This is a genomic window from uncultured Dysgonomonas sp., assembly GCF_900079725.1.
Taxonomy (GTDB): Bacteria; Bacteroidota; Bacteroidia; order Bacteroidales; family Dysgonomonadaceae; genus Dysgonomonas.
This window is the reverse complement of the sequence record NZ_LT599032.1, coordinates 1,615,322-1,637,079: the sequence shown is the minus strand read 5'-3', so window position 1 is coordinate 1,637,079 and position 21,758 is coordinate 1,615,322. Positions and strand designations below refer to the sequence as shown.

Sequence of the window (21,758 nt, the reverse complement as noted above, 5' to 3'; positions counted from 1 at the left end):
GGCTGTTAAGTTCTAATTTTTTATACCCTCTGTGTCATGTTGAACGGAGTGAAACATCTCGTTTCTCAGGGTCGGGATCCTTCGTTCCACTCAGGATGACAGCAGAAAATAACAGAACAAAGTAGAGAACTTAACAGTCCTGCCCCAAAGGGGAGGAGTAAATCAATAATAAAGGTTTTCTTTAATATTTTCCCCTTTGGGAAGGTTAGGACGGACTGGTTATCATATCCATCACCCTTGATGTCCTTGCACCTGATACTCCTGTAGAGGGACAAGTTCCTACACCCCTCAGTTCATCAACAATGGTTTGAATAAGCGGTTGCTGGATATGTTCGGGATGTTCGGTTTCGAACAGTTCGGTTCCTTTTGCCGTAGTCAGGAAAATAGGACGGAAGTCGAATGTATTGAAGCGGATATATCCTTCAGTACCGTTGATAATGATTGTATCCTGCCGGGCTTGTTCAGATGAAACGAAGCACCATTGCCCTGTGCCTGTGACTCCCGATTTGAACTGCATAATCGCCGATATAGTGTCCGAAACGGGATAATAGCCACCTAGAGTCTGTGTATAGCCTTTCGCTTCTTCTATCTCTCCCAACAGAAAATCGAGTATATCGAGTGTATGCGGGGCCAGATCGAAGAAATAGCCATCTCCTGCAATCTCTCTGTTCACACGCCATGTCTGATTCAGGGTATCCATGTCTGATTTACTGGCAGGGCGGAAATACTTTACCTCGGCAGTTAGTATTTTTCCTATCTTGTTATTGTCTATTAATTCTTTCACTTTCAGAAAATAGGGTAAGGCCCGGCGATAGTAAGCAACGAATAGATTCTGTTTTGCATTTTTAGCAGCATCCACCATTTCCATACATTCGGTATAGTTCATTGCCATCGGTTTTTCCACGTAAACAGGTTTTCCCGCCTTTAGGGATTTGATGGCGTATTCCTTATGCGATGCCGGCGGGGTGGCTACATATATCATGTTCACATCAGGGTCATTTATTAACTGCTCTGCATCCGTATAGTATTTACCTACACCATGACGGACGGCAAAATCTTTTACTTTGGCTTCATCCCGGCGCATTACGGCGACAAGTTCAGAATGTTCGATTTTGTAAAGGGCAGGGCCGCTTTTCTTTTCACATACATCACCCGCACCAATTATACCCCATTTTATTTTATCCATAATTATTCGGTTTTTTCATCCTGTGAAACAGAGGCTTTATTTATCTCTGCTTTTAGTTTTTCATTGAAAGTATAGAGTACTAATTTAAGAAATATTCCGGATATATACTTCTTTATCTGAAAGTAAATCAATTAGTAAACCATATCCTTTGAAAAAGTCTTTACTTAGCGATGAGCTAATGATGCCAGCGACAAAACTTGTAACTTTTGTTTTTTATACTACTTTTGCATAGATATAGCGTGTAACGGATGAATATACAATCAAATACATTTGAACGTGTCCTTACTTCGGTAAAAGGTCTGTATGTTAAGACAGAAGGTGTAATCGATAGGATAGGCGATAATAAACTGAAACGGTCACTCCTTTGGATTCTGACGGTTTTCTTATGCTTTTCGTCCATACTCTTTCTGAATATACTTACCCCGCTTATATCCGATGATTTTGCTTACCTGTTTATCTATGGAGAAAACGTACGTGTTGCGTCTGTCGGAGATATTGTCCGGTCTCAGATCAATCATTATTATCAGTGGGGAGGGCGCAGTGTTGCTCATTTTATAGCGCAGGTTTTGTTACTGCTACCAGCTTATTTTGCAGATTTATTGAATACGTTGGTGTATCTCGGTTATGTTTTTCTTATTTATTTTCATATTACAGGACGAGGTAAGGGGAGTTTATCATTGTTCATATTCATAAATATAGCGATCTGGTTTATGCAACCTGTATTTGGCGATACGGTTTTATGGCTTACGGGTTCGGCTAATTATCTTTGGTGTACGTTCCTTATTCTTTTATTCCTGATTCCATACCGTTTCTATAAGGGGAACAGACTAAATATTACAGGACAGATACTGGCGCCAACGGGGCTTTTTCTTCTTGGCATTATTGCCGGATGGACCAACGAGAATACAGCAGGTGCGATGATTCTTATTGTAGTCTTTTTCTTTATCTATTACAGGTCGTATACATGGAAAATACCGGGTTGGGCTATTGCAGGATTGTTGGGTGCTATTATTGGTTATGCAGTTATGATTCTTGCTCCCGGTAATTTCGAGAGGGCAGGAGAGTCTGCATTTGGCTTGCCTGTTATTGCCTACAGATTGTTCAATTGTACACTTACGTTTTTCTTTTATTCAGGCACATTAATCTTGAGTTGTCTGGTAATATATATACTATACTACCGTTTTCCTGTAGGAGAGAGAAAGGATAAATTGAAACTCAGTATTATCTATTCTATAGCCGCTATAGCTGCGGTATATGCTATGTTGTTTTCACCTACTTTTCCCCGAAGGGCATTATTCGGGGTTGTTACTTTTCTCATTATCGGGGCGGGAATCTTATATTATAATCTCGATTTCAGCCAGAAATTCCTGCGGCAGATACGCCTGTCGATTATAGCAATAGGATTTATCAGCTTTATCTTTACATTCTATCTGGCAGCGAAGGATATTAATATTTTCAGGAATATAATGAAAGAAAGGGAGGTTAGGATAGAGTTGGCTAAACGGCAAGGTGCTGCCTTCTGTGAATTTGAACGATATGAGGGTAGTACATATATTCATGGCGAAGATCCATTTTCGGAAGAGCTAATGACACGCCATTATGGAATAAAGATCAGATTGAAAGGACGCGATTAGAAGATGTCTATACCCATCAATGTTCCGGTAACAATACCTGCAACACCCAGTCCGATAAGTAACAAACCTATAATTTTATTAAATATCTGTAATCCTCTGGGGTTGAATCTGCTGCGCAACTTATTTACAAAATAAGTAACCAGTAGCCACCACAGGAATGCACCTATTCCGATAAATAGTATTGTTATCAGGTCGTAACCGAATGGTTTATCGGCATCAATAACATTAAACCGGGCAAAAAGTGCTATATAAAGGAATAAAGTGGCGATGTTGGAAACGGTAAGGATAAGAGACGAAATGAATACTGTCCAGGTAGAAACCGATTTCTCTTTTAATTTTGTAAGGCTTTTCGATGGGTTCTTATTAAATACGATATATCCGAAAACAATAAGGATAATACTTCCGACTACTTTAAGCGGGCCTTCGTGCTGTTGAATAAATTCCGTACTGAAGCCCAATCCGAGAGCGGCAACGATGGCCAACAATGCTATCAGCATATCGCCTACCACAGCGCCTATACCCGTTATTAGACCGTTTTTCCTACCTTCATTCAGGGTGCGCTGTATGCAAAGCATACCCACAGGCCCCATAGGAGCTGAAGATAAGAATCCGATAAACAAACCTTTTATAATGATATATACCATTAACTACCTTTTATAACAGCCGTTTCACCTTTGTAAAGTAATGTACGAAAAGCTATAGTTTCCGCCGATCTGACTGCGCTATAGCACAAAGATAGTATCAAAATCTTAGAAAATATCACATAAACGGCTAAAAGCAGGCAAGCCGTTAAGCATTTTTAATCTAACGGCTTGCCTTAGTTAATTATATGGAACTAATTTTCAGACCGATAAAGAATGTACGTGGTAGTGACGGCCCATAGATATATTCTGAGTCCCTGTCGGGCCCTTTATCATAATCTTTCTGTATTTGGTTAAACATGTTCTGTATTCCTCCGTTGATCTCGATTTTATTTGTTGAATTGATATTGAAAAAGTATGACAATTTGATGGTCGTATCAAAGAAACTTTTTGTTTTTACAGTTTCATCCCTTGTTACACCTTCTGCCCCGGCAAAGTGGGGTGCCAGCATAGAACCTGTATATACTCCTGACAGGGATACAGCATAACTCTTCTTCGGAGTCGCTGTCGCAGAAAGAAATCCGTATGTATCGGGTGAACGCAGCATTCGTTTTACGGGTGCTACATATGCTTCGCTCGACCAGCTTACAGGTTCTGTATACCGGCTTTTCTGCCAAGTAAGGCCTCCTTGCAGTTCGAGCCAGTTTATTGGTTGTATAGTTGTTTCCAGATTCAATCCGTATACATATGCGCCATCACCGTTTCGCCGGGTCATTATTGTATTTCCGGCAGCATCAGTTCCGGTTTCTTCAACAATGAATACCCTGTTTATTTTGGTGTAAAACCCTTCCAGAAGAAAATAGGAGTATATCTTTTCATTGTAAAGGCTGAAATCGATACCTCCGTTTACGGAATTTGAATATTCCCTTTTCAGATTTTCTCCCAGTTGGGTAATGGTTGCGCTACCACCTATAACGGGTATGTCCAGATCCGACGCAATAATCTCCGGAGCGCGGTATCCCATCGAATATGCTGCTCTCAAATTGGTATTTTCTCCAATGCGGTAACGGATACTACTCCTGGGAATAATATTGATATTGTCCAGCTTATTGTGTTTATCTCCTCGCAGCCCGACAATAAAAGTCAGGTTGTCGTCTCTCCATTCATTCTGAACGTACAGGCTACTAACATTTTTTATTTGCTTCACATTGCGGCTATGTATGGTATCGTGGAGGTTTGTATATTCCTGAGTGAATCCGGCGGTAAACTTAGCTGGCATGAAAAGAAATTTATCCATATTTATTTCATAACGGACGGTTCCTGTTAATGCCAGTTCCGAAGTGTTGCCATAACCATCGGGGTCGTATCCACCACCATAGTAACTATCTCTGCCTGTCTTTTGAGCCGAAAGGTTGACTGTTAACTTCTTTTTGTTGTCTTCGCTCAAATGAGTGTATCCGGCACTACCCGAATGTATCCTGTAATCAGTTGTTTCGGCAATCAGTGCTTCATGTGGCGGACGGCTCATGTTGTCCCCGCCTCTACGATATTCGGAAATATAATGATACTCCAGTGTAAATTTATCATGTAAATTGGGTTTGGAGAAAGAGCGGAAACCGATAGATGAAGCCCTGTTCTTTCCTATTTCCGAAAAACCGTCTCCATTAGCGTCCCAAGGGTTGCGGTTACGCATATTTGCAAACAGGGATATACCTGATTTTTTGGAGCGGTCTACAAAAGATGAATTGAGTGAGAGGATATTATCTACCGATTTTCCATCGATGAGCGACATATTATATTTTGCCTGATATGAATTTTTTTCGGGTTCCTTGGTTATAATATTTATAACTCCGCCAATTGCATTAGCTCCAAATAGGACCGAGCCTCCTCCGCGTACAACTTCAACCTGCTCTATCATATTAGTAGGTAATTGTTCCAGTCCATACATCGTAGATAATGAGCTGAATACCGGCTGCCCGTCGATTAACATCTGAGAGTATTGCCCTTCCAGGCCATTGATCCTTACCTCCTGCGTTCCGCAATTCTGGCAGTTTGTTTCTACTCTTAGCCCGGGCATATAGTTCAGCCCTTGCGAAAGAGAGTTGGAGTTTGTAGCCTCAAATGTTTTGGCTGTCAGTTGATTTACTACTACTGGCGACATCTGCCTGTTGAGGTTCCGGGCAGAAGCTGTGATCATTACTTCGCCGAGCAATTGGTTTTCCGGTTCTATATAAAGGGAAACATTTTTGGTAGAGTTTCTCTCTATTGTGACTTCTTGTTTCAGAGGTGAGTATCCAATATACTGTGTGGCTATGATGTATGTTCCTGCCGGAATATTTTCTAAAGCGAAATGTCCCGATTCGTCTGTTGTTGTAGCCATTTGAGTGCCTTCTATTGAAATTGTTACACCAGGTAAGTGTTCATCAGTCTGTCCGTCCAATACATGGCCTTTGAGGGATGATCTGTTTGTCTGTTGAGCTATAATCCCAACAACATAAAATATATAGAATGATAAAAGTATAATCTTTTTCATATTGAATTATTTAGAATCGATAATCCGGAAGCATGAATAATATGCAGTTACAGATTGTCGATATAAGTGATGGAAAGTATTGATAATACATTTTTTAAGCTAGCTATTTATTCCATTTGAACAGAACAGGATAATAAATAGCTCTGTAACCCTATGTTATAAATGAGGGGTAAACAGTTTATTGTTTACACCTTTATTTCAATCTGTCCCGAAGTTTAATCGAGGGCAAACCGAATGTATATTTATATAAGATTGGGATTGAATACGGAGTCGTATCAATCCTGGATTATATTTCCTGAATCACAGAAATATTATTATTAAAAATTAAGAGAACCGAGGTGGAGCACGAAGACTGATGTAAGCTACAACAGGAGGTGTAACTATTTGTGGCGAGAATTGCTTATATGTAACAATTAGTACAGGCTGAGTGATTTCGCCTATATTATTATCTGGCAGAGCTTCGAATGAAGCAAGATTTGATAACTGATTGAACGTAAAGAAACCCGCTGATGTATGATGATGGGTCTCGAAAGGCGGTGTCTGGTTATCGTCTGCATCTTTTGCAAACTTATTGTAGGGGTGGGAATGAACATATACTACCCCGTTGTAGATGTGTGTATGTATAAAATAAGAAACACAGCTAAAGTATCCTATATATAATAGGAGCAGTACTTTAGCTGTATTTCTTATCTGTTTTGCAGACACGGTTATATTATGTTATCTGTTTTGTACTATCAGTATTTACTGTATATAATAGACATTTTCATATCCTTCGGCTCGGTTCTTAAAATGGCCGATGTAGGGAACATCTGATTGTACAGATCCGTTATCACATTCACTGTATATCCGCTCGAGTTTGTGGTTTGCGTATATGTAGCTGTTACCGGAATAACGAGATATTTCAAGTCTGGGAGAGGGGATACCCCTTTCTCCTTATAATATTTTGTATAGTAATTGATTACACTTGCCAGATTTCCAAAGTCGTATGAATTATTGGTAGTGGAACGGGTCGTCACAAAGCTGGTTTGTGCATCGTGCAATTTTCTGTTATAGAAGAAGTTCGGGAGTGAGTCTTTATTTATAAACAGGATGTCCGATGGCCTGCTCAGGCCCGATTTAGCTTCCTCTTCCGTATTTCCGAGCATTTTAAAGTTTGCAGCATTGATTACTGCATCTTTACCTGCACCTGCAACTGCTGCTTTTACTATAGCATCTAATGGAATAGTCACTTCTGTATATAGTCCCGCAGGAGTATTCATATATGTCTTTCCGGCAGGGCCTTCTGTGATCATACCAGCCGGAGGTGAACTCTTAACATGATTCATTTGTATAACCTCAGGTGTAACAGGCAGACGGAATACGCCAAGTGTATCTCTGTCAACTGTATTTTCTGAAGCGTCCCCTTTTTCGTATGTATATGTATAGTAGATGTCGAACTCTGTATAGTCTACATTAATAATGCTGCCCGAACCGAAATTAGTTGTTACATATACACCTTTAAAGAATTCTTTCAGGGCATCGGAGTTTTTAAAAGTAGCTCCGTCCGAATTTTTCCACTCGTTATAAAAACGCTGCCCTAATTCCAAATTGAGATTTGTTGAAATAGTTCTGATTCTGGTACTGCTGATGACCGTGTCGGGAACATCTTGTATAGAGAAAATGCTTTGTCCCAGCAACTTTTGCATATCACAATAATTCTCAGGATTTACGCTTGTGAAGAAAAATGCCTTCAGCGGTTTTGTGACTTCGTATACAGATAATCCCATAGGCGATACGGTGTCTCCTGCAAAATATGTGAACTCTGTATTCAGTCTGACCGAATCAATGGTTATTCCCATCTTATACGGATCTGCAAATGTAGAATTTTCTGCACAGTAGAATTCACATAAGTAATCGGATTTTATTTTTCCGAAGATAGGATCAGTATATTCTCCTAACAAGCCATATACGGTACGTGCATATACCGAATCGTTAAACGAACGGGTTACAGCTGTAAGGCTAAGTGTATCGGATCCTACGAATATATCGTCACCGCCGGGTTGTATACTGCTACCAAGGGAGGTCAGGTCATCATCACAAGCCACAAATGTTAGCGTGGAAAGAGTGATTGCCAGAATCAATAATGTTTTAATTTTCATTCAAACTATTGTTAAATTCAATTTGGGGTTCAAATATCCAAAAAAATGCTATTCTCAAGAAATAAAACAGCATTTTTCTATATTTATTTTAGATACTTTAAAGATTCTCGTAAAAATTATTGATAGCATCTACAGAAACGTCTAAATTACCCGGATAAGAAAGGAATTTTTTTCCTGATTTATTTATGTTGTCAAGAATGTTATTATTCACATTTTCTTCACTTTGTATAATGCCATCTGCATATTTTACGGCAAAGTTAGAAAGCGTTTCGTAATCTACAACACCTTTCAGTGCTTCCACGTCTTTATCTTTTATTCCGTCAAATTTTAGCTTGTCGATAAATTTATTGCTGAATGGTTGCTTAAAGTCATCATTGTATAAAGAATATACAATCTTCGAGTTTTTGAAGCAAGGGTCGTCAGCATAAGCAGTTTTTATGTATAGGCCTGTCAGTGCAGTCATCCAGCCATGACAATCTATCACATCCGGTATCCAACGCAATTTTTTTATAGTTTCCAATACTCCTCTTACATAGAAAATACTCCGTTCGTCATTGTCACTGAATTCTACATCCTTATCGTCAGCGATTGTGTGCTTACGTTTAAAGTAGTCATCATTGTCTATGAAATAGATTTGCATCCGGGCGGCTTGTATAGACGCCACTTTGATGATTAAGGGGTGATCAGTATCATCGATGATTAGATTCATACCCGATAGCCGTATCACTTCGTGAAGTTGATTCCGTCTCTCATTTATGCTTCCGAATTTAGGCATAAATGTCCTGATTTCCTGTCCTTTTTCTTGTATAGCTTGAGGTAAGTATCTACAATTTGTTGCAATTGGTGAATCAGGCAGATAAGGCGTTATCTCCTGTGTGATGTATAAAACTTTTTTTGTACCCATTTAATTTACTCTCTTCTGAATTCGATTGAGAGTACAAAGATAATAAAAAAAAATCTTCTTTTTTGCAAACTTTGCTTCACAAAATGTTGAATTCTCTCTTTTTACGGGGGATTAGTCGTATTTTGATCTGTTTTATACGTTAAATTGCAGAACAAAAATCCTCGATTGTTTCGCCAATCCATAAATATTTACTTGCTTTGTATCCGTTTTTTATTGATGTGAATAAATGGATTTGATTAAAACAACTCAGGGTGTATGTGACAGAGTTACAGCCTTGCGTTCGAAAGGTAAAACGATTGGTCTGGTTCCCACGATGGGGGCTTTGCACGAGGGGCATCTCTCCCTGGTGAAACAATGTATTGCCGATAATGATGTTTGCATTGTGAGCATCTTTGTAAACCCTACCCAGTTTAATAATAGGGAAGATCTTGAAAAATATCCGAGAAATTTGGAACGGGATTGTGAATTTCTGGACTCGATAGGAGTTGGTGTGATTTTTGCACCCTCTGTAGATGAAGTTTATCCCGAACCGGATACCCGTCAATTCGATTTCGGTCAACTTGATAAAGTGATGGAGGGCGAGCATCGTCCGGGTCATTTTAACGGAGTTGCCCAGGTAGTAAGCCGCTTGTTTGATATAGTGAAGCCGGATAGGGCATACTTCGGAGAAAAAGATTTTCAGCAATTGGCTATCATACGTGAGATGGTGAAGCAGCTAAAGCTGAATGTGAATATTGTCCCAATGCCTATTGTGAGGGAAGTTAGTGGGCTTGCGTTAAGCAGCCGTAACGAACGATTGACTGCTGATCAGAAAGAACTGGCGGTGAATATATCCAGAGTTCTTGCGGAAAGTAAGGACTGGATTAAGAATAGCTCTGTAGGGGAGGTGATAAAGAAAGTGGTAGCAACACTGGACTCTTTTGCCGAACTGAAGGTTGAGTATTACGAAATTGTGGATGGCTATACTTTACAGTCGGTGTCAGATTGGAAGGATAGCGATTATATAGTGGGTTGCATCGCCATATTTTGTGGCGAAGTGCGATTGATAGATAATATTATATACAAGGCGAATAGCCAAAATTAAGAGAACACAAAATGATTATAGAGGTTGTAAAATCGAAGTTACATCGTGTTACTGTAACCGAAGCCAACTTGAATTATATAGGAAGTATCACGATAGATGAAGATCTGATGGATGCTGTAAACCTGATTGAAGGTGAGAAGGTTCAGATTGTAAATAATAATAACGGAGAGCGTCTCGAAACTTATATTATAAAAGGAAAACGAGGTTCGGGAGCTATCTGCCTGAATGGTGCAGCTGCACGAAAGGTTCAGCCCGGAGATATTGTTATCATCATGTCATATGCATATATGGACTTTGAGGAAGCCAAGACTTTCAAACCATGGGTTGCATTTCCCGATACAAAAACAAACAAACTAATTAAATAAAACTGACATATTAAAGAAGCTAATAGCTATCTGCTAATAGCTATCTGCTCGGATTATGTATTCATACAAAGATATATGGAAGGTAAGTTTACCTATAATGTTAGGTTTGCTTGCTCAGAATATTGTTCAGATTACTGCGACCATCTTTCTGGGAAGGGTAGGTGAGGTTGAGCAAAGTGCCTCCGGATTGGCCGGTATTTATTATATCGCCTTTTTTACACTTTGCTTCGGATTCAGTATTGGAGGGCAGATCATGATCAGCCGTCGTAATGGTGAAAAGAATTATGATAAGATTGGCAGCATTGTGATTCAAGGGGTGATTTTTCTGGAACTTATTGCTTTGATGCTATTTATAGGCTCTTCCCTGCTGAGTGAATATGTGCTTCCCCGTTTTATGGAATCGGAAAAGGTTTATGAAGCAGTGCATTCTTATCTCTCGTGGCGTATCTATGGCTTTTTCTTTGCTTCTATAAATGTCATGTTCAGGGCTTTTTATGTCGGCATTGCGCGTACGCCTGTTTTGACAATGAATGCGGTAGTTATGGCGGTGGTCAATTTTATAGGGGACTATGTTCTCATATTCGGCAAATTCGGTTTCCCCGAACTTGGAATAGAAGGGGCAGGTATTGCTGCCGTAATATCGGAAATAGCATCGGTACTGTTTTTTGTAATATATACATTGAAAACTGTAGATCTTAAGAAATACGGTTTTATGAAAATGCGATTCAGGTTCTCTATAGTAAAGAGTATCCTGAATATTTCATCTTTTACAATGGTTCAGTATTTAATATCCATGTCCACATGGTTCATATTCTTTATGGCAATCGAACAACATTCACCACGTGCATTAGCTATCACCAATATTGTACGTAGTTTCTATATGCTTTTCTTTATACCGATGAATGCTTTTGCAACTACAGCTAATACGCTTGTAGGTAATACGATGGGGGCAGGTAAGATAAAAGACGTAATACCTCTTATCAAAAGAATTTGTTCGCTTAGTCTCGGGGTTATCCTTGTTGTAATGTTGATAACCGGTCTTGGGGCTGAATTCTGGATATCCTTAATCGCTTCGCACGAAGATGTATCATTGATACCCGAGTCGGTTACACCTTTGTTGGTTGTGGTGTTTGCCCTGCCTATTTGTAGCCTGAGTACTGTGATATTCAATTCTATTTCGGGTACAGGGAACACGCGTGCTGCCTTGCAGCTCGAAATAATAACACTAGTGTCATATGTCCTTTACATGTATTGGATAGTGATATATAAATCGGCATCTGTAGCGGTGTGCTGGACTGTGGAGTATGTGTATTGGGGCGGTTTGCTGTTATTTTCTTTCTTGTATCTTCGATATGCCAAATGGCAGCATAAGGTTGTGTAGGTGTGCTTATCGTCATTTAGGTAGTCTACATTTTTAGGTAAAACTCTCTTACTAGCTCTGTAAATTCATCAGAATATATATGTCTTTCTTTTTCGATGATCAGATTGGTTTCAATTAGAGATGATTCTGTCTTTGTGAATTCGATTACTACCCGTTTTGGTGGGGATGCCGGAGTCGGATATACTTTGGTGATGCGCGAAGGATACAGCCCGATATTTTTAGATATAGACAATAGGTTTTTTTTATGGTCAAACGGGTAGATAATGGATAGCTTTCCTCTACTCGTTAATAAGGTTGCGGAAATCCCTAGCAATTCTTCCAAAGATAAACTGTCGGTATGACGGGCTAATGTCCGTTCTTTATGCGGCGATTTTAATGATTGAATAAAGAAAGGAGGATTGGATACAATCAAATCATATTGTCTTTCATATTGTTTGAAATCTTGTAGCGAAGATTCTATTGCGTTTACTTGGCTAGAGAAAGTTGAACGTTTTATGTTTTCTTTTGCCTGCCCTATTGCATCGTGATCGATATCAATAGCGTCTATGTGAAGTTTGTCGTTTCTCTGAGCAAGCATTAAGGCTATCAGGCCCGAGCCTGTACCTATGTCGAGAGCTTTCTTCGCCCCGTTAATTTTTGTCCATGCACCAAGCAATACTCCATCGGTGCCTACCTTCATGGCGCACAGATCATGGTATACAGTGAATCGCTTAAACTTGAAATAGGGATTTGGCATGTTTTTGTCCGCTTTAATCTTGAAATACAGTAAAGTCAAATCTTGAGATCCATTGTGGCACAAATTTTGTTATATATTAAAAGCAAAGTTAATTATAATTCTGTATTTTTACAGCCCCTTGCAGAGGAGGGGGGTAAATCCAATCTAAATAAAAGGATAATATGTCTAATAAAAAGAGAGATTTTCTTCATCTAAACGAAAGCAATGAACCGGTTATTTCAATTATAGCCAATGACTTCGATGATGGGGATTGCTATATAAACGAGAAAAATCTGAAAGAAGAATTGCCTATTTTACCTCTTCGTAATACCGTGATTTTTCCGGGAACAAGTATGCCAATTGCGGTTGCCCGTAAAAAATCGCTGAAGCTTATAAAGAGTGTAAACCGTCTGAAAGGAAAATATGTCGGCTTAGTCTGCCAAAAGGACGCAGAAAATGATGATCCTGAATTTGCCGACTTGTATTCTATGGGTGTGATCGGCGAAATTATACGTGTAATAGAGTTGCCGGATGATGAAAATGTAACTGTCATTTTTCAAGGTAAAAAACGTTTCCGACTGACAGAATTGACACAAATAGAACCTTTTCTCAAAGGGCATTACGAAATACGTGAAACTGTACCTGTCCTTAAAAACGATACGGAATACAAAGCATTGTTGGATTCTATAAGGGATATGACAATACAGATGCTGCGTATGTATGGCGAACCGCCGAAAGAATTTATACAACGGCTAAAATCGGATGTGGTATCTCCACTTTTGGTGAACTATTGTTGTGCCAACTTGCCTGTGTCCGGTACTGAAAAACAAAGTTTGCTGGATATTGACGACGATAAGGAACGTGCTTACCGTCTGCTTGTTATTCTCAACCGTGAGACTCAGATGATGGAGATGAAACTCAATATTCAGATGAAGACACGTGAGGAGTTGAACCAGCAGCAAAAAGAGTATTTCCTGCAACAGCAAATCAAGACTATTCAGGACGAGTTGGGAGGGAATCCTCAGCAGGCAGATCTGGATGAATTCAGACAACGTGGACAAAAGAAGAAGTGGAACAAAGAAGCTGCCCAGACATTTGAAAAAGAAATGAGTAAATTGGAGCGCTTGCATCCGCAGTCTCCCGATTATTCTACTCAATTCACATATATAGAAACATTACTTGATTTGCCTTGGGGCGAATATACGAAAGATAATTTCAACCTGAAGAATGCGCAGAAAGTGCTAGATCAGGATCATTTCGGTCTGGAGAAGGTGAAAGAGCGTATAATCGAGCACTTGGCAGTATTGAAACTGAAGGGAGATTTGAAATCGCCTATAATTTGTCTTTACGGCCCTCCGGGAGTAGGTAAAACATCATTGGGTAAATCTATCGCGAAAGCCCTGAACCGTAATTACGTGCGTGTTTCGTTCGGTGGATTACACGATGAATCGGAAATACGCGGTCACCGTCGTACATATATCGGAGCTATGCCGGGGCGTATTATTCAGAATATATTGAAGGCCGGTTCGTCAAATCCCGTGTTTGTCCTTGATGAAGTGGATAAGATCGGAAGCGATTTTAAAGGAGATCCTTCTTCTGCATTACTCGAGGTACTCGATCCCGAACAGAATTCTGCTTTCCACGATAATTACCTGAATATAGATTACGACCTGTCGAAAGTAATGTTTATTGCTACAGCTAATAATCTGTCTACAATTTCCCAGCCGTTGCTCGACCGTATGGAATTGATTGATGTAAGTGGCTATATCATTGAAGAAAAAGTAGAGATAGCCCGCCGCCACCTGATTCCCAAACAAATGGAAAATCACGGTTTGGCTAAGGATGTAATTGATATTCCGAAAAAGACAATCGAAAAGATTGTTGAAAATTATACACGTGAATCCGGAGTCCGCGAATTGGATAAGAAGATAGCCAAAGTGATGCGTAAAGTTGCCCGCAAGGTAGCTTCGGAAGAAGAATACAAGAAGGTTATTGAGCCTGAGGATTTACTCGAATACCTCGGAGCTATAGAATATACCCGCGACCAGTATCAGGGTAATGGTTATGCCGGAGTAGTTACAGGATTGGCCTGGACTTCGGTTGGCGGTGAGATACTCTTTATTGAGACATCCTTGAGTAAAGGTAAAGGAGGAAAACTCACCCTTACCGGAAATCTGGGCGATGTGATGAAGGAATCTGCCGTATTGGCACTGGAGTATCTTCATTCCCATTCACAACATTTCGGTATTGATGAAAAGGTTTTTGATAACTGGAATGTTCATGTTCATGTGCCTGAAGGGGCTATTCCCAAAGACGGTCCGTCAGCAGGTATTACCATGGTAACATCTCTGGCTTCGGCTTTTACCCAACGCAGAGTGAAAGCTAATCTCGCTATGACAGGGGAAATAACGTTGCGTGGTAAGGTCTTGCCGGTTGGCGGTATCCGCGAAAAGATACTGGCAGCTAAACGTGCCGGAATAAAAGATATAATTCTTTGTAAAGAAAATAAGAAAGATATTGATGAAATAAAGCCGCTTTATCTGAAAGGGTTGACTTTTCACTATGTGGATGATATAAAGGAGGTTCTGGATATAGCTTTGTTAAAGGAGAAAATTAAAGAACCGCTGGATTTAACGGTAAAAGAAGAAAAGGCAGCAAACTGATAAATGAAATAAGTGTAAATCCTCCGATTTACACTTATTTGTTTTAAACAAATTTCTTACATTTGTAGCACAATGATTGATAGTACGGATATAAAGGAGAGGGGAACGTCGTTACTCAGGTACGCCATGCATTATGGGGCTATTCTGGGGCTGTTCTGGATGTTTAAATATATGTTTAAGATAGGCGCCGGATTCTCCGATCATGTGTTTATTTATATATTCTATCTATTGAATGTCGGTACATTTCTGCTTATTTATATTTTTACCTTTAAATATAAAGCTTCAGAACCGGATAAGCCGAAGGGTATATGGTCGTGTGTCTTTTTTGTCGTGCTGATCTGTTTCTTTGCCTCTTTCTTTGAGGCTGTAATCATGTACGCTCATTATAAATTTATAGATCCGGGATTTTTTATGAAGATGACGGCGCCCTTTATAGCAATGGTAGATAAAATGCCTAATCTCCAGCCCGATCAGAAAGAAATATACCTTTATATCGTTACAGGAAAACCTTTATATATTATCTCCGAGTTTATCGGTAATATGATATTAGGGGTAGTTCTTGGTTTTCTTATGAGCTTTCTTGTAAATAGTACAAGTAATATGAATAATAACAGGCCTTAAGCCTTTAATTAACTAGTAGTATCCCGATGGACATATCTGTTGTAATACCGTTGCTGAATGAAGAAGAATCTCTTCCGGAACTTTACGCGTGGATAAAGCGGGTAATGGATGAGAACGGGTATTCATATGAAGTAATCTTTGTCGATGATGGTAGTACCGATCGGTCGTGGGATGTCATAAGCACCCTCAAGGAAACCTCTCCAGAAATAAAAGCAATACGTTTCAGACGTAATTACGGTAAGTCTCCTGCACTCCATTGTGCATTTCAGAAAGCAGAGGGAGATGTTATAATCACTATGGATGCAGATATGCAGGATAGTCCGGATGAAATTCCTTCACTATATAAAATGATAAAAGAGGATGGCTATGATTTGGTGTCGGGATGGAAAAAGAAACGCTACGACCCGTTGTCCAAAACTTTACCTACCAAGTTATTTAATGCAACAGCCCGTAAGGTATCGGGAGTGAAACTGCATGACTTTAATTGCGGATTGAAATCGTACCGGAAAGAAGTCGTAAAAAGTATAGAGGTATATAATGATATGCATCGTTATATTCCTTACCTGGCCAAAATAGCCGGATTCAATAAAATAGGGGAAAAGGCAGTACATCATCAGGCCCGTAAATATGGAAAAAGCAAATTTGTAGGTCTTAGCCGTTTTGTAAACGGTTATCTGGATCTGCTTACACTTTGGTTCCTTTCCGTATTCGGACGTAAGCCGATGCACTTTTTCGGATTGTGGGGAACGGTTATGTTCCTGCTGGGCTTTATAGCCGTAGTTATTGTTGGTGCGAATAAGTTATACGCTATCAGTAAGGGTATTCCGCATCCGCTGGTTACAAATTCTCCATATTTTTATATTGCTTTGACTATGATGTTGTTGGGTACGCAATTGTTTCTCGCCGGATTTTTGGGTGAGATTGTCTCGCGAAATTCAACTGTCAGGAACGATTATAAGATAACAGAAGAACTATAAATCTGAAATGCCGATGTAAGAATACCGGCATTTTTTGCAACTATAAGATCACTAATGAAACTAAAAGAACTCATCGAAAGTCGCTATTCGGTCAGGGCTTATCTTTCCCGCGCTGTAGAGGAAGATAAGATCAATTACATTCTCGAATGTGCAAGGCTGGCACCTTCTGCCTGTAATAATCAGCCATGGAAGTTTTTCATCATCCGTAATCAATCTGTGATATCCTGCATACAGGAATCATATAACAGAGAGTGGTTTAAATCTGCTCCGGTACATATTGTAGTGTGTAAAGACTCTTCTATATCGTGGAAGAGGGCAGGTTCGGATAATAAAGATTTCGGAGATGTAGATGCTGCCATTGCAGCAGAACATATTTGTCTTGCAGCAGCGGGAATTGGTTTAGGTACATGCTGGATATGTAATTTTAAACCGGATGTATTGACAGGGGTGCTGAACTTATCCCCGAATCTCGAACCTATTGCCATATTCCCGCTTGGATATATCGACATGGATAAAAGTATATCTCCGGAAAAGAAGCGTAAGTCTTTGTCTGAAATAACCGAATGGATATGATTCAGATTGTAGCATTGGCAGTGGGCCTTTCGATGGATAGTTTAGTTGTCGCTCTTACCAGTGGGGCTGTAATAGGAAACCACAAAACAATAAATGTACTCAAAATAGCCGGTATGCTGGCTTTTATACAGATGAGCCTTACTGTTTTCGGGTGGTTTGTCGGTTCTACATTTGCTCGTTATATCGAACAGTTCGATCATTGGCTGGCTTTTGGTATTTTATGCTTTCTGGGAGTAAGGGTAATAGTTGCCAGTTTGAAAGATGAAGATAGTTCTCCATTCAATCCGCTTAATTTTAAAGTGATGTTTGGTCTGGCTGTAGCCACTAGTATAGATGCCACGGCAGTGGGGTTATCTTTGTCCTTGGTTAATGTACAGATACTACTTCCCGCATTAATTGTCGGCGTGGTAACTTTTATGATGTCTTCATTCGGAATTATATTTGGCTGTAAAGCAGGCCAGAGGTGTAATCTGCGTATTAATATAGCCGGAGGGATCATTCTTATTCTTATTGGTTGTAGCATATTGTTCCAGCATACAGTTCTGTCCGACACTCAGACCGCTCTTTTGTGATTATTGTTTAAGATAATAAACTCTTGTTAAATAAATTGAAACAATCGAACTTACATGTTGTTTCTTAGTTTTATCTAATATCAGTGTATTATATTTGCCAAGGTAGTAAATGAAAGGATAACTCACACTTGTTCCTTTTACTTATCAAAGTAATAATTAGGTCTGCGACCTGAACTAATAATTTATACAAAATGACATTTCTGCTTTTTCTAATATTTGCCATAATTATATTTGGAGTGATGGTTTTGCTATCAGTGGTCAGAGGGGTGTCGTCTTTTATTTTCGGAAAACCTTCCACATCACATAGCGGATATACTTCCAATAATAGATATACTTCTAATAACACCTCTTCTTCGGGACGGTCGGAGCATACATCCTCTGGCTCAAATAAAAAGATATTCTCTAAAGATGAGGGCGAATATGTAAAATATGAGGAAATAAAAGATTAAATCAAGTCTTTTTGCTTCGTTAAGTTCCCCAGCTCTCTGTACTGGATATTACCGGTTCATACTTTTCATACATTCTTTCCGGGTTCGAGAAATATATCTTACCTTTATCTTAGGGAATATACATATTCTCTGAGATAAGATATATAGAGTAATTAGAGGATGAATAAAAGGAAATCAGTTTATATTTCACGAAATTACAAAGGAGTGTCTGCCGGAAATGATGCCCGCACAGACACAGAGGCACTTTTGGATAAATTTGGTTATCGGAATATTGGATTGAAGCAAAGTTTTAGCCAAAGTAAGGTAACTGATTTTATCCGCAACCTTGTCGGAACTATCAAAGGACTTATATTGATCCCCACTAACGGGATTCTGTTTATCCAATATCCAACAAAGAAATATTATGTTTTGCTGTGTAGAGTAGCTCACTTGAAAAATACCAGAGTGATCTCCTTGATACATGATTTGGGCTCCTTCCGCAGAAAAAGAATATCTATAGAACAGGAAATAGGCCGATTGAACCACTCCGATTTTATTATTGCAACAAATCAGAAGATGGCTGATTGGCTGACAGCTCATAATATAAAAGCTGAAATAAATTCACTGGGTGTGTGGCATTTCCTATCTAAGGAAGAACGTAAACCTGAATTCAGATTAGACAATAATAATCCATATAGCATATGTTATGCAGGAGCATTAAACCGTAGAAAGAATGCATTTTTGTATGAATTTATCTCTTCTCCAAGAAACTTTGTATTAAATATTTATGGCGATAGATTTGATATTGCCGATACCAATGATTTCCATTGCAGAGGATATATAGATAGCGATACTTTTATTCTTACCAATAATGATGATTTTGGCCTTGTATGGGATGGTGATTCGATGGATGAATGCTCCGGAAGTTTTGGCGCTTATCTCGAATACAATACTCCGCATAAGATATCGTTCTACATTAAAAGCCATCTGCCTGTAATTATATGGAAACATGCGGCGTTAGCACCTATGATTGAAGAAAATAGAATAGGGATAACTATTGATTCCCTAACCGAGATAAATAGTATTCTTTCGTCTATCACTCCCGGGTATTATAATGAGATGAAACGAAATGTTATTGAAATGAGCAAGAAACTACAATCCGGTTTTTATCTGAAAGAAGCAATAGATAAGTTCAATATTTAAATATCATAGATAAATAAAACGGGTTGCATAAATGTATTATGCAACCCGTTTTGTCTATAATAGAATATCAATTCTTTCCTTTCAGCAAGCTGTTATATAGATTATCATCGTGTATGATTTCATATGCTTTTTTAAACGTCTCACTATACTCGTTATATATCTTGAGAGATGTTTCCGTATCATAAACATCCCGGGCTAGAAGCATCTTCAGTTGCATTCTGATTAAATCCGAAGCCTTGTTAAACTCATCCTCGTTATATGTAATTTTTTCTTCTTCTCCGGCAGCTACAATCTTTTCCAATAGGCTTTGCGGAACAATGTACTTTTTCAGAAAAGCTTCTTTCGTTGGATATTCATCCTGTATATCTTTACGGTGATTATCTACTTCGCTGTACGCAACTTTATAGATAAGTCCCCTGTTGGCAATGCTTCTGAAATATGGTGTGTAATTTGTTGTGTCTAACGGTACAAAGTAGTCCGGCATAATACCTCCGCCACCATATACAGTCCTGTGATTGGTCAGTGTAGTGTATTTTAGCGAGTCAGGAAAGTGGATGCTATCGGCGTGCATCATTTCCCCTTTATTATATCTTTCTATCACATCCATATTGTATGATGTAAGGTCCCCGCTTGTATAGGGCTTTTGGATAGAACGTCCTGTCGGAGTATAGTAGCGGGCTACGGTAAGCCTTATCATTGATTCGTCAGGGAGTGGAATTTGTCTTTGTACAAGTCCTTTTCCGAAGCTGCGTCGGCCAACAATGACACCTCTGTCCCAATCCTGAACAGCGCCTGACAAAATTTCACTGGCCGATGCCGAACCTTCATTAATCATGATCACCACTTTTCCCTCTTCGAAACTTCCTTTTTCAGTCGATACTTCATCTCTTCTCGGTTGACGCAATCCTTCGGTGTAAACAATAAGTTTACCTTTACTCAGAAATTCATCTGACAGATCAATCGCGGGAGCCATATATCCTCCACCGTTACCTTCAAGGTCAAGTATGAGATTCTTCATACCTTCCTTCTTCAATTTAGCTAAGGCGTCTTGAAATTCTTTTGTAGTAGTGGCTCCGAATCGGATAATGCGGATATATCCCGTATTGTTATCTACCATGTAGGAAGCATCAATGCTATATACCGGTATCTTTGCACGGGTTATTTTAAAATCGAGTAATTCCGGCACACCACGTCGCAGGACCTTTACATCCACCTTTGTTCCTTTAGGACCCTTCAGTCGAGACATGACATATTTGGTAGATCTTTTTACTCCTGCTATAAGCGTATCATTTACATAGAGAATTTTATCCCCGGCCATCAATCCGGCTTTTTCAGAAGGGCCTCCGGGTAATGCTTCGATGACGTAAAGTGTATCGGTCATCATGTTAAATGAGATACCTATTCCGTCGAAGTTACCCTCAAGTGGTTCATTCATATCTTTTACTTCATCTGTGCTGATATAGGTAGAGTGAGGGTCTAGCTTCTCCAGAAGAGACTTAATAGCATCTTCGGCTAGCTTTTGGTCATTTACATCATCTACATACAGATTTTCGATAATTGCCATTGTTGTCGCCACCTTTTTAGACCCTTCACTCATTTTGAATTGGGCAGAGGCAGAAGCTACAATAGTAAGAAAGCACAGAGCCGCGATAATAACTCTTTTCATATATATTTATCTTGATTATATTTATGTTTTCGTAAAATTACGAATATTGTTCTGTGTAATTCAGATCTATTGCCAGGTATTCAGATTCATGCCTTCGGGTATAAATTCGCTGACATCATGTCCGAATCTTAATAACTCGCGTACTATGGTAGAACTAATATGTGTGAGTTCTGGTTCAGTGAAAAGGATAAAAGTTTCTATTCCTGATATCTTCCGGTTCATGTCGGCAATTGTTTTTTCGTATTCGAAATCGTTTACCGAACGTATACCTCTTACTATAAAATGTGCTTTCACTGTCTTTGCAAAATCTACGGTCAGGCTATCATAAGTTTCTACGGAGATGCGAGGCTCGTTTTTATAGAGTGATTGTATCATATCTATACGGTGTTCGAGAGAGAAATAGCTTTTTTTTGCATCATTCTTCCCAATGGCAATAACGATCTCATCGACTAATTCGAGAGACCGTTTTACCAATGAATGATGTCCTATCGTAAAGGGATCAAATGTTCCCGGAAAGATTGCTTTTTTTTTCAT

20 protein-coding genes are annotated in these 21,758 nt (G+C 39.2%); 11 read left to right on the top strand and 9 right to left on the bottom strand.

The features are described from left to right. Nucleotides 1–205: 205 nt before the first annotated feature. Nucleotides 206–1,186, bottom strand: coding sequence for a Gfo/Idh/MocA family oxidoreductase (locus QZL88_RS07140; RefSeq protein WP_296939554.1), 981 nt, complete (start codon nt 1,184–1,186; stop codon nt 206–208). A 248-nt stretch (nt 1,187–1,434) separates the two neighbouring features. On the opposite strand from QZL88_RS07140, the gene QZL88_RS07135 reads away from it, so the two are divergent. After that, nucleotides 1,435–2,820 (top strand): DUF6056 family protein, encoded by a 1,386-nt coding sequence (locus QZL88_RS07135; protein ID WP_296939552.1) that lies wholly within the window; start codon nt 1,435–1,437, stop codon nt 2,818–2,820. Here the strand turns inward: QZL88_RS07135 and QZL88_RS07130 are convergent. The 5 genes from QZL88_RS07130 to QZL88_RS07110 all read right to left on the bottom strand — a co-directional run bounded on the left by QZL88_RS07130 (nt 2,817) and on the right by QZL88_RS07110 (nt 8,976). Further along, nucleotides 2,817–3,464 carry a LysE family transporter gene (locus QZL88_RS07130; RefSeq protein ID WP_006798770.1) on the bottom strand — a complete coding sequence of 216 codons (648 nt, stop codon included), beginning with the start codon at nt 3,462–3,464 and terminating at the stop codon, nt 2,817–2,819. The two genes, QZL88_RS07135 and QZL88_RS07130, sit on opposite strands and share 4 nt — an antisense overlap. A gap of 181 nt (nt 3,465–3,645) precedes the next feature. Further along, the gene (locus QZL88_RS07125; RefSeq protein ID WP_296939549.1) at nt 3,646–5,934 is read right to left on the bottom strand and encodes a TonB-dependent receptor; all 2,289 of its coding nucleotides are present in this window, start codon (nt 5,932–5,934) and stop codon (nt 3,646–3,648) included. A 324-nt stretch (nt 5,935–6,258) separates the two neighbouring features. Next, complete coding sequence (locus QZL88_RS07120; RefSeq protein ID WP_296939548.1) at nt 6,259–6,639, bottom strand: hypothetical protein; 381 nt, start codon at nt 6,637–6,639, stop codon at nt 6,259–6,261. Between the two features lie 29 nt (nt 6,640–6,668). Next, entirely contained in the window at nt 6,669–8,072 is a 1,404-nt protein-coding gene (locus QZL88_RS07115) for a DUF4270 domain-containing protein (protein WP_296939546.1), read from the bottom strand. Nucleotides 8,073–8,169: 97 nt separating this feature from the next. Next, complete coding sequence (locus tag QZL88_RS07110; RefSeq protein WP_296939544.1) at nt 8,170–8,976, bottom strand: glycogen/starch synthase; 807 nt, start codon at nt 8,974–8,976, stop codon at nt 8,170–8,172. Nucleotides 8,977–9,202: 226 nt separating this feature from the next. On the opposite strand from QZL88_RS07110, the gene panC reads away from it, so the two are divergent. Genes panC through QZL88_RS07095 form a run of 3 tightly spaced genes read left to right on the top strand, consistent with a single transcriptional unit; the run spans nt 9,203 to nt 11,806 of the window. After that, on the top strand, nt 9,203–10,060 hold the full coding sequence (panC, locus tag QZL88_RS07105; RefSeq protein WP_296939542.1) for a pantoate--beta-alanine ligase: 858 nt from the start codon (nt 9,203–9,205) through the stop codon (nt 10,058–10,060). 11 nt (nt 10,061–10,071) lie between these two features. Next, nucleotides 10,072–10,425, top strand: a complete 354-nt coding sequence (panD, locus tag QZL88_RS07100; RefSeq protein WP_291107527.1) for an aspartate 1-decarboxylase — start codon at nt 10,072–10,074, stop codon at nt 10,423–10,425. A gap of 55 nt (nt 10,426–10,480) precedes the next feature. Then, the gene (locus QZL88_RS07095) at nt 10,481–11,806 is read left to right on the top strand and encodes an MATE family efflux transporter (protein WP_296939538.1); all 1,326 of its coding nucleotides are present in this window, start codon (nt 10,481–10,483) and stop codon (nt 11,804–11,806) included. Between the two features lie 25 nt (nt 11,807–11,831). On the opposite strand, the gene QZL88_RS07090 is transcribed toward QZL88_RS07095, so the two are convergent. Further along, nucleotides 11,832–12,542 (bottom strand): methyltransferase, encoded by a 711-nt coding sequence (locus QZL88_RS07090; RefSeq protein ID WP_296939536.1) that lies wholly within the window; start codon nt 12,540–12,542, stop codon nt 11,832–11,834. A 161-nt stretch (nt 12,543–12,703) separates the two neighbouring features. Between QZL88_RS07090 and lon the strand changes: the two genes are divergently transcribed. The 7 genes from lon (at nt 12,704) to QZL88_RS07055 (ending at nt 19,558) form a co-directional block, all read left to right on the top strand. Beyond that, the gene (lon, locus tag QZL88_RS07085) at nt 12,704–15,184 is read left to right on the top strand and encodes an endopeptidase La (protein ID WP_296939535.1); all 2,481 of its coding nucleotides are present in this window, start codon (nt 12,704–12,706) and stop codon (nt 15,182–15,184) included. A gap of 72 nt (nt 15,185–15,256) precedes the next feature. Next, entirely contained in the window at nt 15,257–15,805 is a 549-nt protein-coding gene (locus QZL88_RS07080; RefSeq protein ID WP_296939533.1) for a DUF4199 domain-containing protein, read from the top strand. A gap of 26 nt (nt 15,806–15,831) precedes the next feature. Beyond that, entirely contained in the window at nt 15,832–16,782 is a 951-nt protein-coding gene (locus QZL88_RS07075; protein WP_296939531.1) for a glycosyltransferase family 2 protein, read from the top strand. A gap of 54 nt (nt 16,783–16,836) precedes the next feature. Continuing rightward, nucleotides 16,837–17,355, top strand: a complete 519-nt coding sequence (locus QZL88_RS07070) for a nitroreductase family protein (protein WP_296939529.1) — start codon at nt 16,837–16,839, stop codon at nt 17,353–17,355. Then, on the top strand, nt 17,352–17,927 hold the full coding sequence (locus QZL88_RS07065; RefSeq protein WP_296939528.1) for a manganese efflux pump MntP family protein: 576 nt from the start codon (nt 17,352–17,354) through the stop codon (nt 17,925–17,927). The genes QZL88_RS07070 and QZL88_RS07065 overlap by 4 nt, the downstream gene beginning before the upstream one ends. Nucleotides 17,928–18,118: 191 nt before the next feature. Then, complete coding sequence (locus QZL88_RS07060) at nt 18,119–18,376, top strand: DUF4834 family protein (protein ID WP_296939526.1); 258 nt, start codon at nt 18,119–18,121, stop codon at nt 18,374–18,376. 159 nt (nt 18,377–18,535) lie between these two features. Further along, a complete protein-coding gene (locus QZL88_RS07055) occupies nt 18,536–19,558 on the top strand; it encodes a galactofuranosyltransferase (RefSeq protein WP_296939524.1) in 1,023 nt (340 codons plus the stop codon). 67 nt (nt 19,559–19,625) lie between these two features. Here QZL88_RS07055 and QZL88_RS07050 read toward each other — a convergent pair whose 3' ends face one another. Together QZL88_RS07050 and coaD are read right to left on the bottom strand one after the other, a co-directional pair. Continuing rightward, nucleotides 19,626–21,224: a S41 family peptidase gene (locus tag QZL88_RS07050; protein ID WP_296939522.1), complete on the bottom strand. Its 1,599-nt coding sequence runs from the start codon at nt 21,222–21,224 to the stop codon at nt 19,626–19,628. A 66-nt stretch (nt 21,225–21,290) separates the two neighbouring features. Next, a complete protein-coding gene (coaD, locus tag QZL88_RS07045) occupies nt 21,291–21,758 on the bottom strand; it encodes a pantetheine-phosphate adenylyltransferase (RefSeq protein WP_296939520.1) in 468 nt (155 codons plus the stop codon).

What these genes read in the sequence shown, in the direction of transcription:
- QZL88_RS07110 (WP_296939544.1), bottom strand. Translation starts at nt 8,976, where the DNA reads ATGGGTACAAAAAAAGTTTTATACATCACACAGGAGATAACGCCTTAT.
- QZL88_RS07070 (WP_296939529.1), top strand. Translation starts at nt 16,837, where the DNA reads ATGAAACTAAAAGAACTCATCGAAAGTCGCTATTCGGTCAGGGCTTAT.
- lon (WP_296939535.1), top strand. Translation starts at nt 12,704, where the DNA reads ATGTCTAATAAAAAGAGAGATTTTCTTCATCTAAACGAAAGCAATGAA.
- coaD (WP_296939520.1), bottom strand. Translation starts at nt 21,758, where the DNA reads ATGAAAAAAAAAGCAATCTTTCCGGGAACATTTGATCCCTTTACGATA.
- QZL88_RS07055 (WP_296939524.1), top strand. Translation starts at nt 18,536, where the DNA reads ATGAATAAAAGGAAATCAGTTTATATTTCACGAAATTACAAAGGAGTG.
- QZL88_RS07115 (WP_296939546.1), bottom strand. Translation starts at nt 8,072, where the DNA reads ATGAAAATTAAAACATTATTGATTCTGGCAATCACTCTTTCCACGCTA.
- QZL88_RS07090 (WP_296939536.1), bottom strand. Translation starts at nt 12,542, where the DNA reads ATGCCAAATCCCTATTTCAAGTTTAAGCGATTCACTGTATACCATGAT.
- panC (WP_296939542.1), top strand. Translation starts at nt 9,203, where the DNA reads ATGGATTTGATTAAAACAACTCAGGGTGTATGTGACAGAGTTACAGCC.
- QZL88_RS07125 (WP_296939549.1), bottom strand. Translation starts at nt 5,934, where the DNA reads ATGAAAAAGATTATACTTTTATCATTCTATATATTTTATGTTGTTGGG.
- QZL88_RS07130 (WP_006798770.1), bottom strand. Translation starts at nt 3,464, where the DNA reads ATGGTATATATCATTATAAAAGGTTTGTTTATCGGATTCTTATCTTCA.
- QZL88_RS07060 (WP_296939526.1), top strand. Translation starts at nt 18,119, where the DNA reads ATGACATTTCTGCTTTTTCTAATATTTGCCATAATTATATTTGGAGTG.
- QZL88_RS07140 (WP_296939554.1), bottom strand. Translation starts at nt 1,186, where the DNA reads ATGGATAAAATAAAATGGGGTATAATTGGTGCGGGTGATGTATGTGAA.
- QZL88_RS07135 (WP_296939552.1), top strand. Translation starts at nt 1,435, where the DNA reads ATGAATATACAATCAAATACATTTGAACGTGTCCTTACTTCGGTAAAA.
- QZL88_RS07075 (WP_296939531.1), top strand. Translation starts at nt 15,832, where the DNA reads ATGGACATATCTGTTGTAATACCGTTGCTGAATGAAGAAGAATCTCTT.
- QZL88_RS07065 (WP_296939528.1), top strand. Translation starts at nt 17,352, where the DNA reads ATGATTCAGATTGTAGCATTGGCAGTGGGCCTTTCGATGGATAGTTTA.
- panD (WP_291107527.1), top strand. Translation starts at nt 10,072, where the DNA reads ATGATTATAGAGGTTGTAAAATCGAAGTTACATCGTGTTACTGTAACC.
- QZL88_RS07095 (WP_296939538.1), top strand. Translation starts at nt 10,481, where the DNA reads ATGTATTCATACAAAGATATATGGAAGGTAAGTTTACCTATAATGTTA.
- QZL88_RS07080 (WP_296939533.1), top strand. Translation starts at nt 15,257, where the DNA reads ATGATTGATAGTACGGATATAAAGGAGAGGGGAACGTCGTTACTCAGG.
- QZL88_RS07050 (WP_296939522.1), bottom strand. Translation starts at nt 21,224, where the DNA reads ATGAAAAGAGTTATTATCGCGGCTCTGTGCTTTCTTACTATTGTAGCT.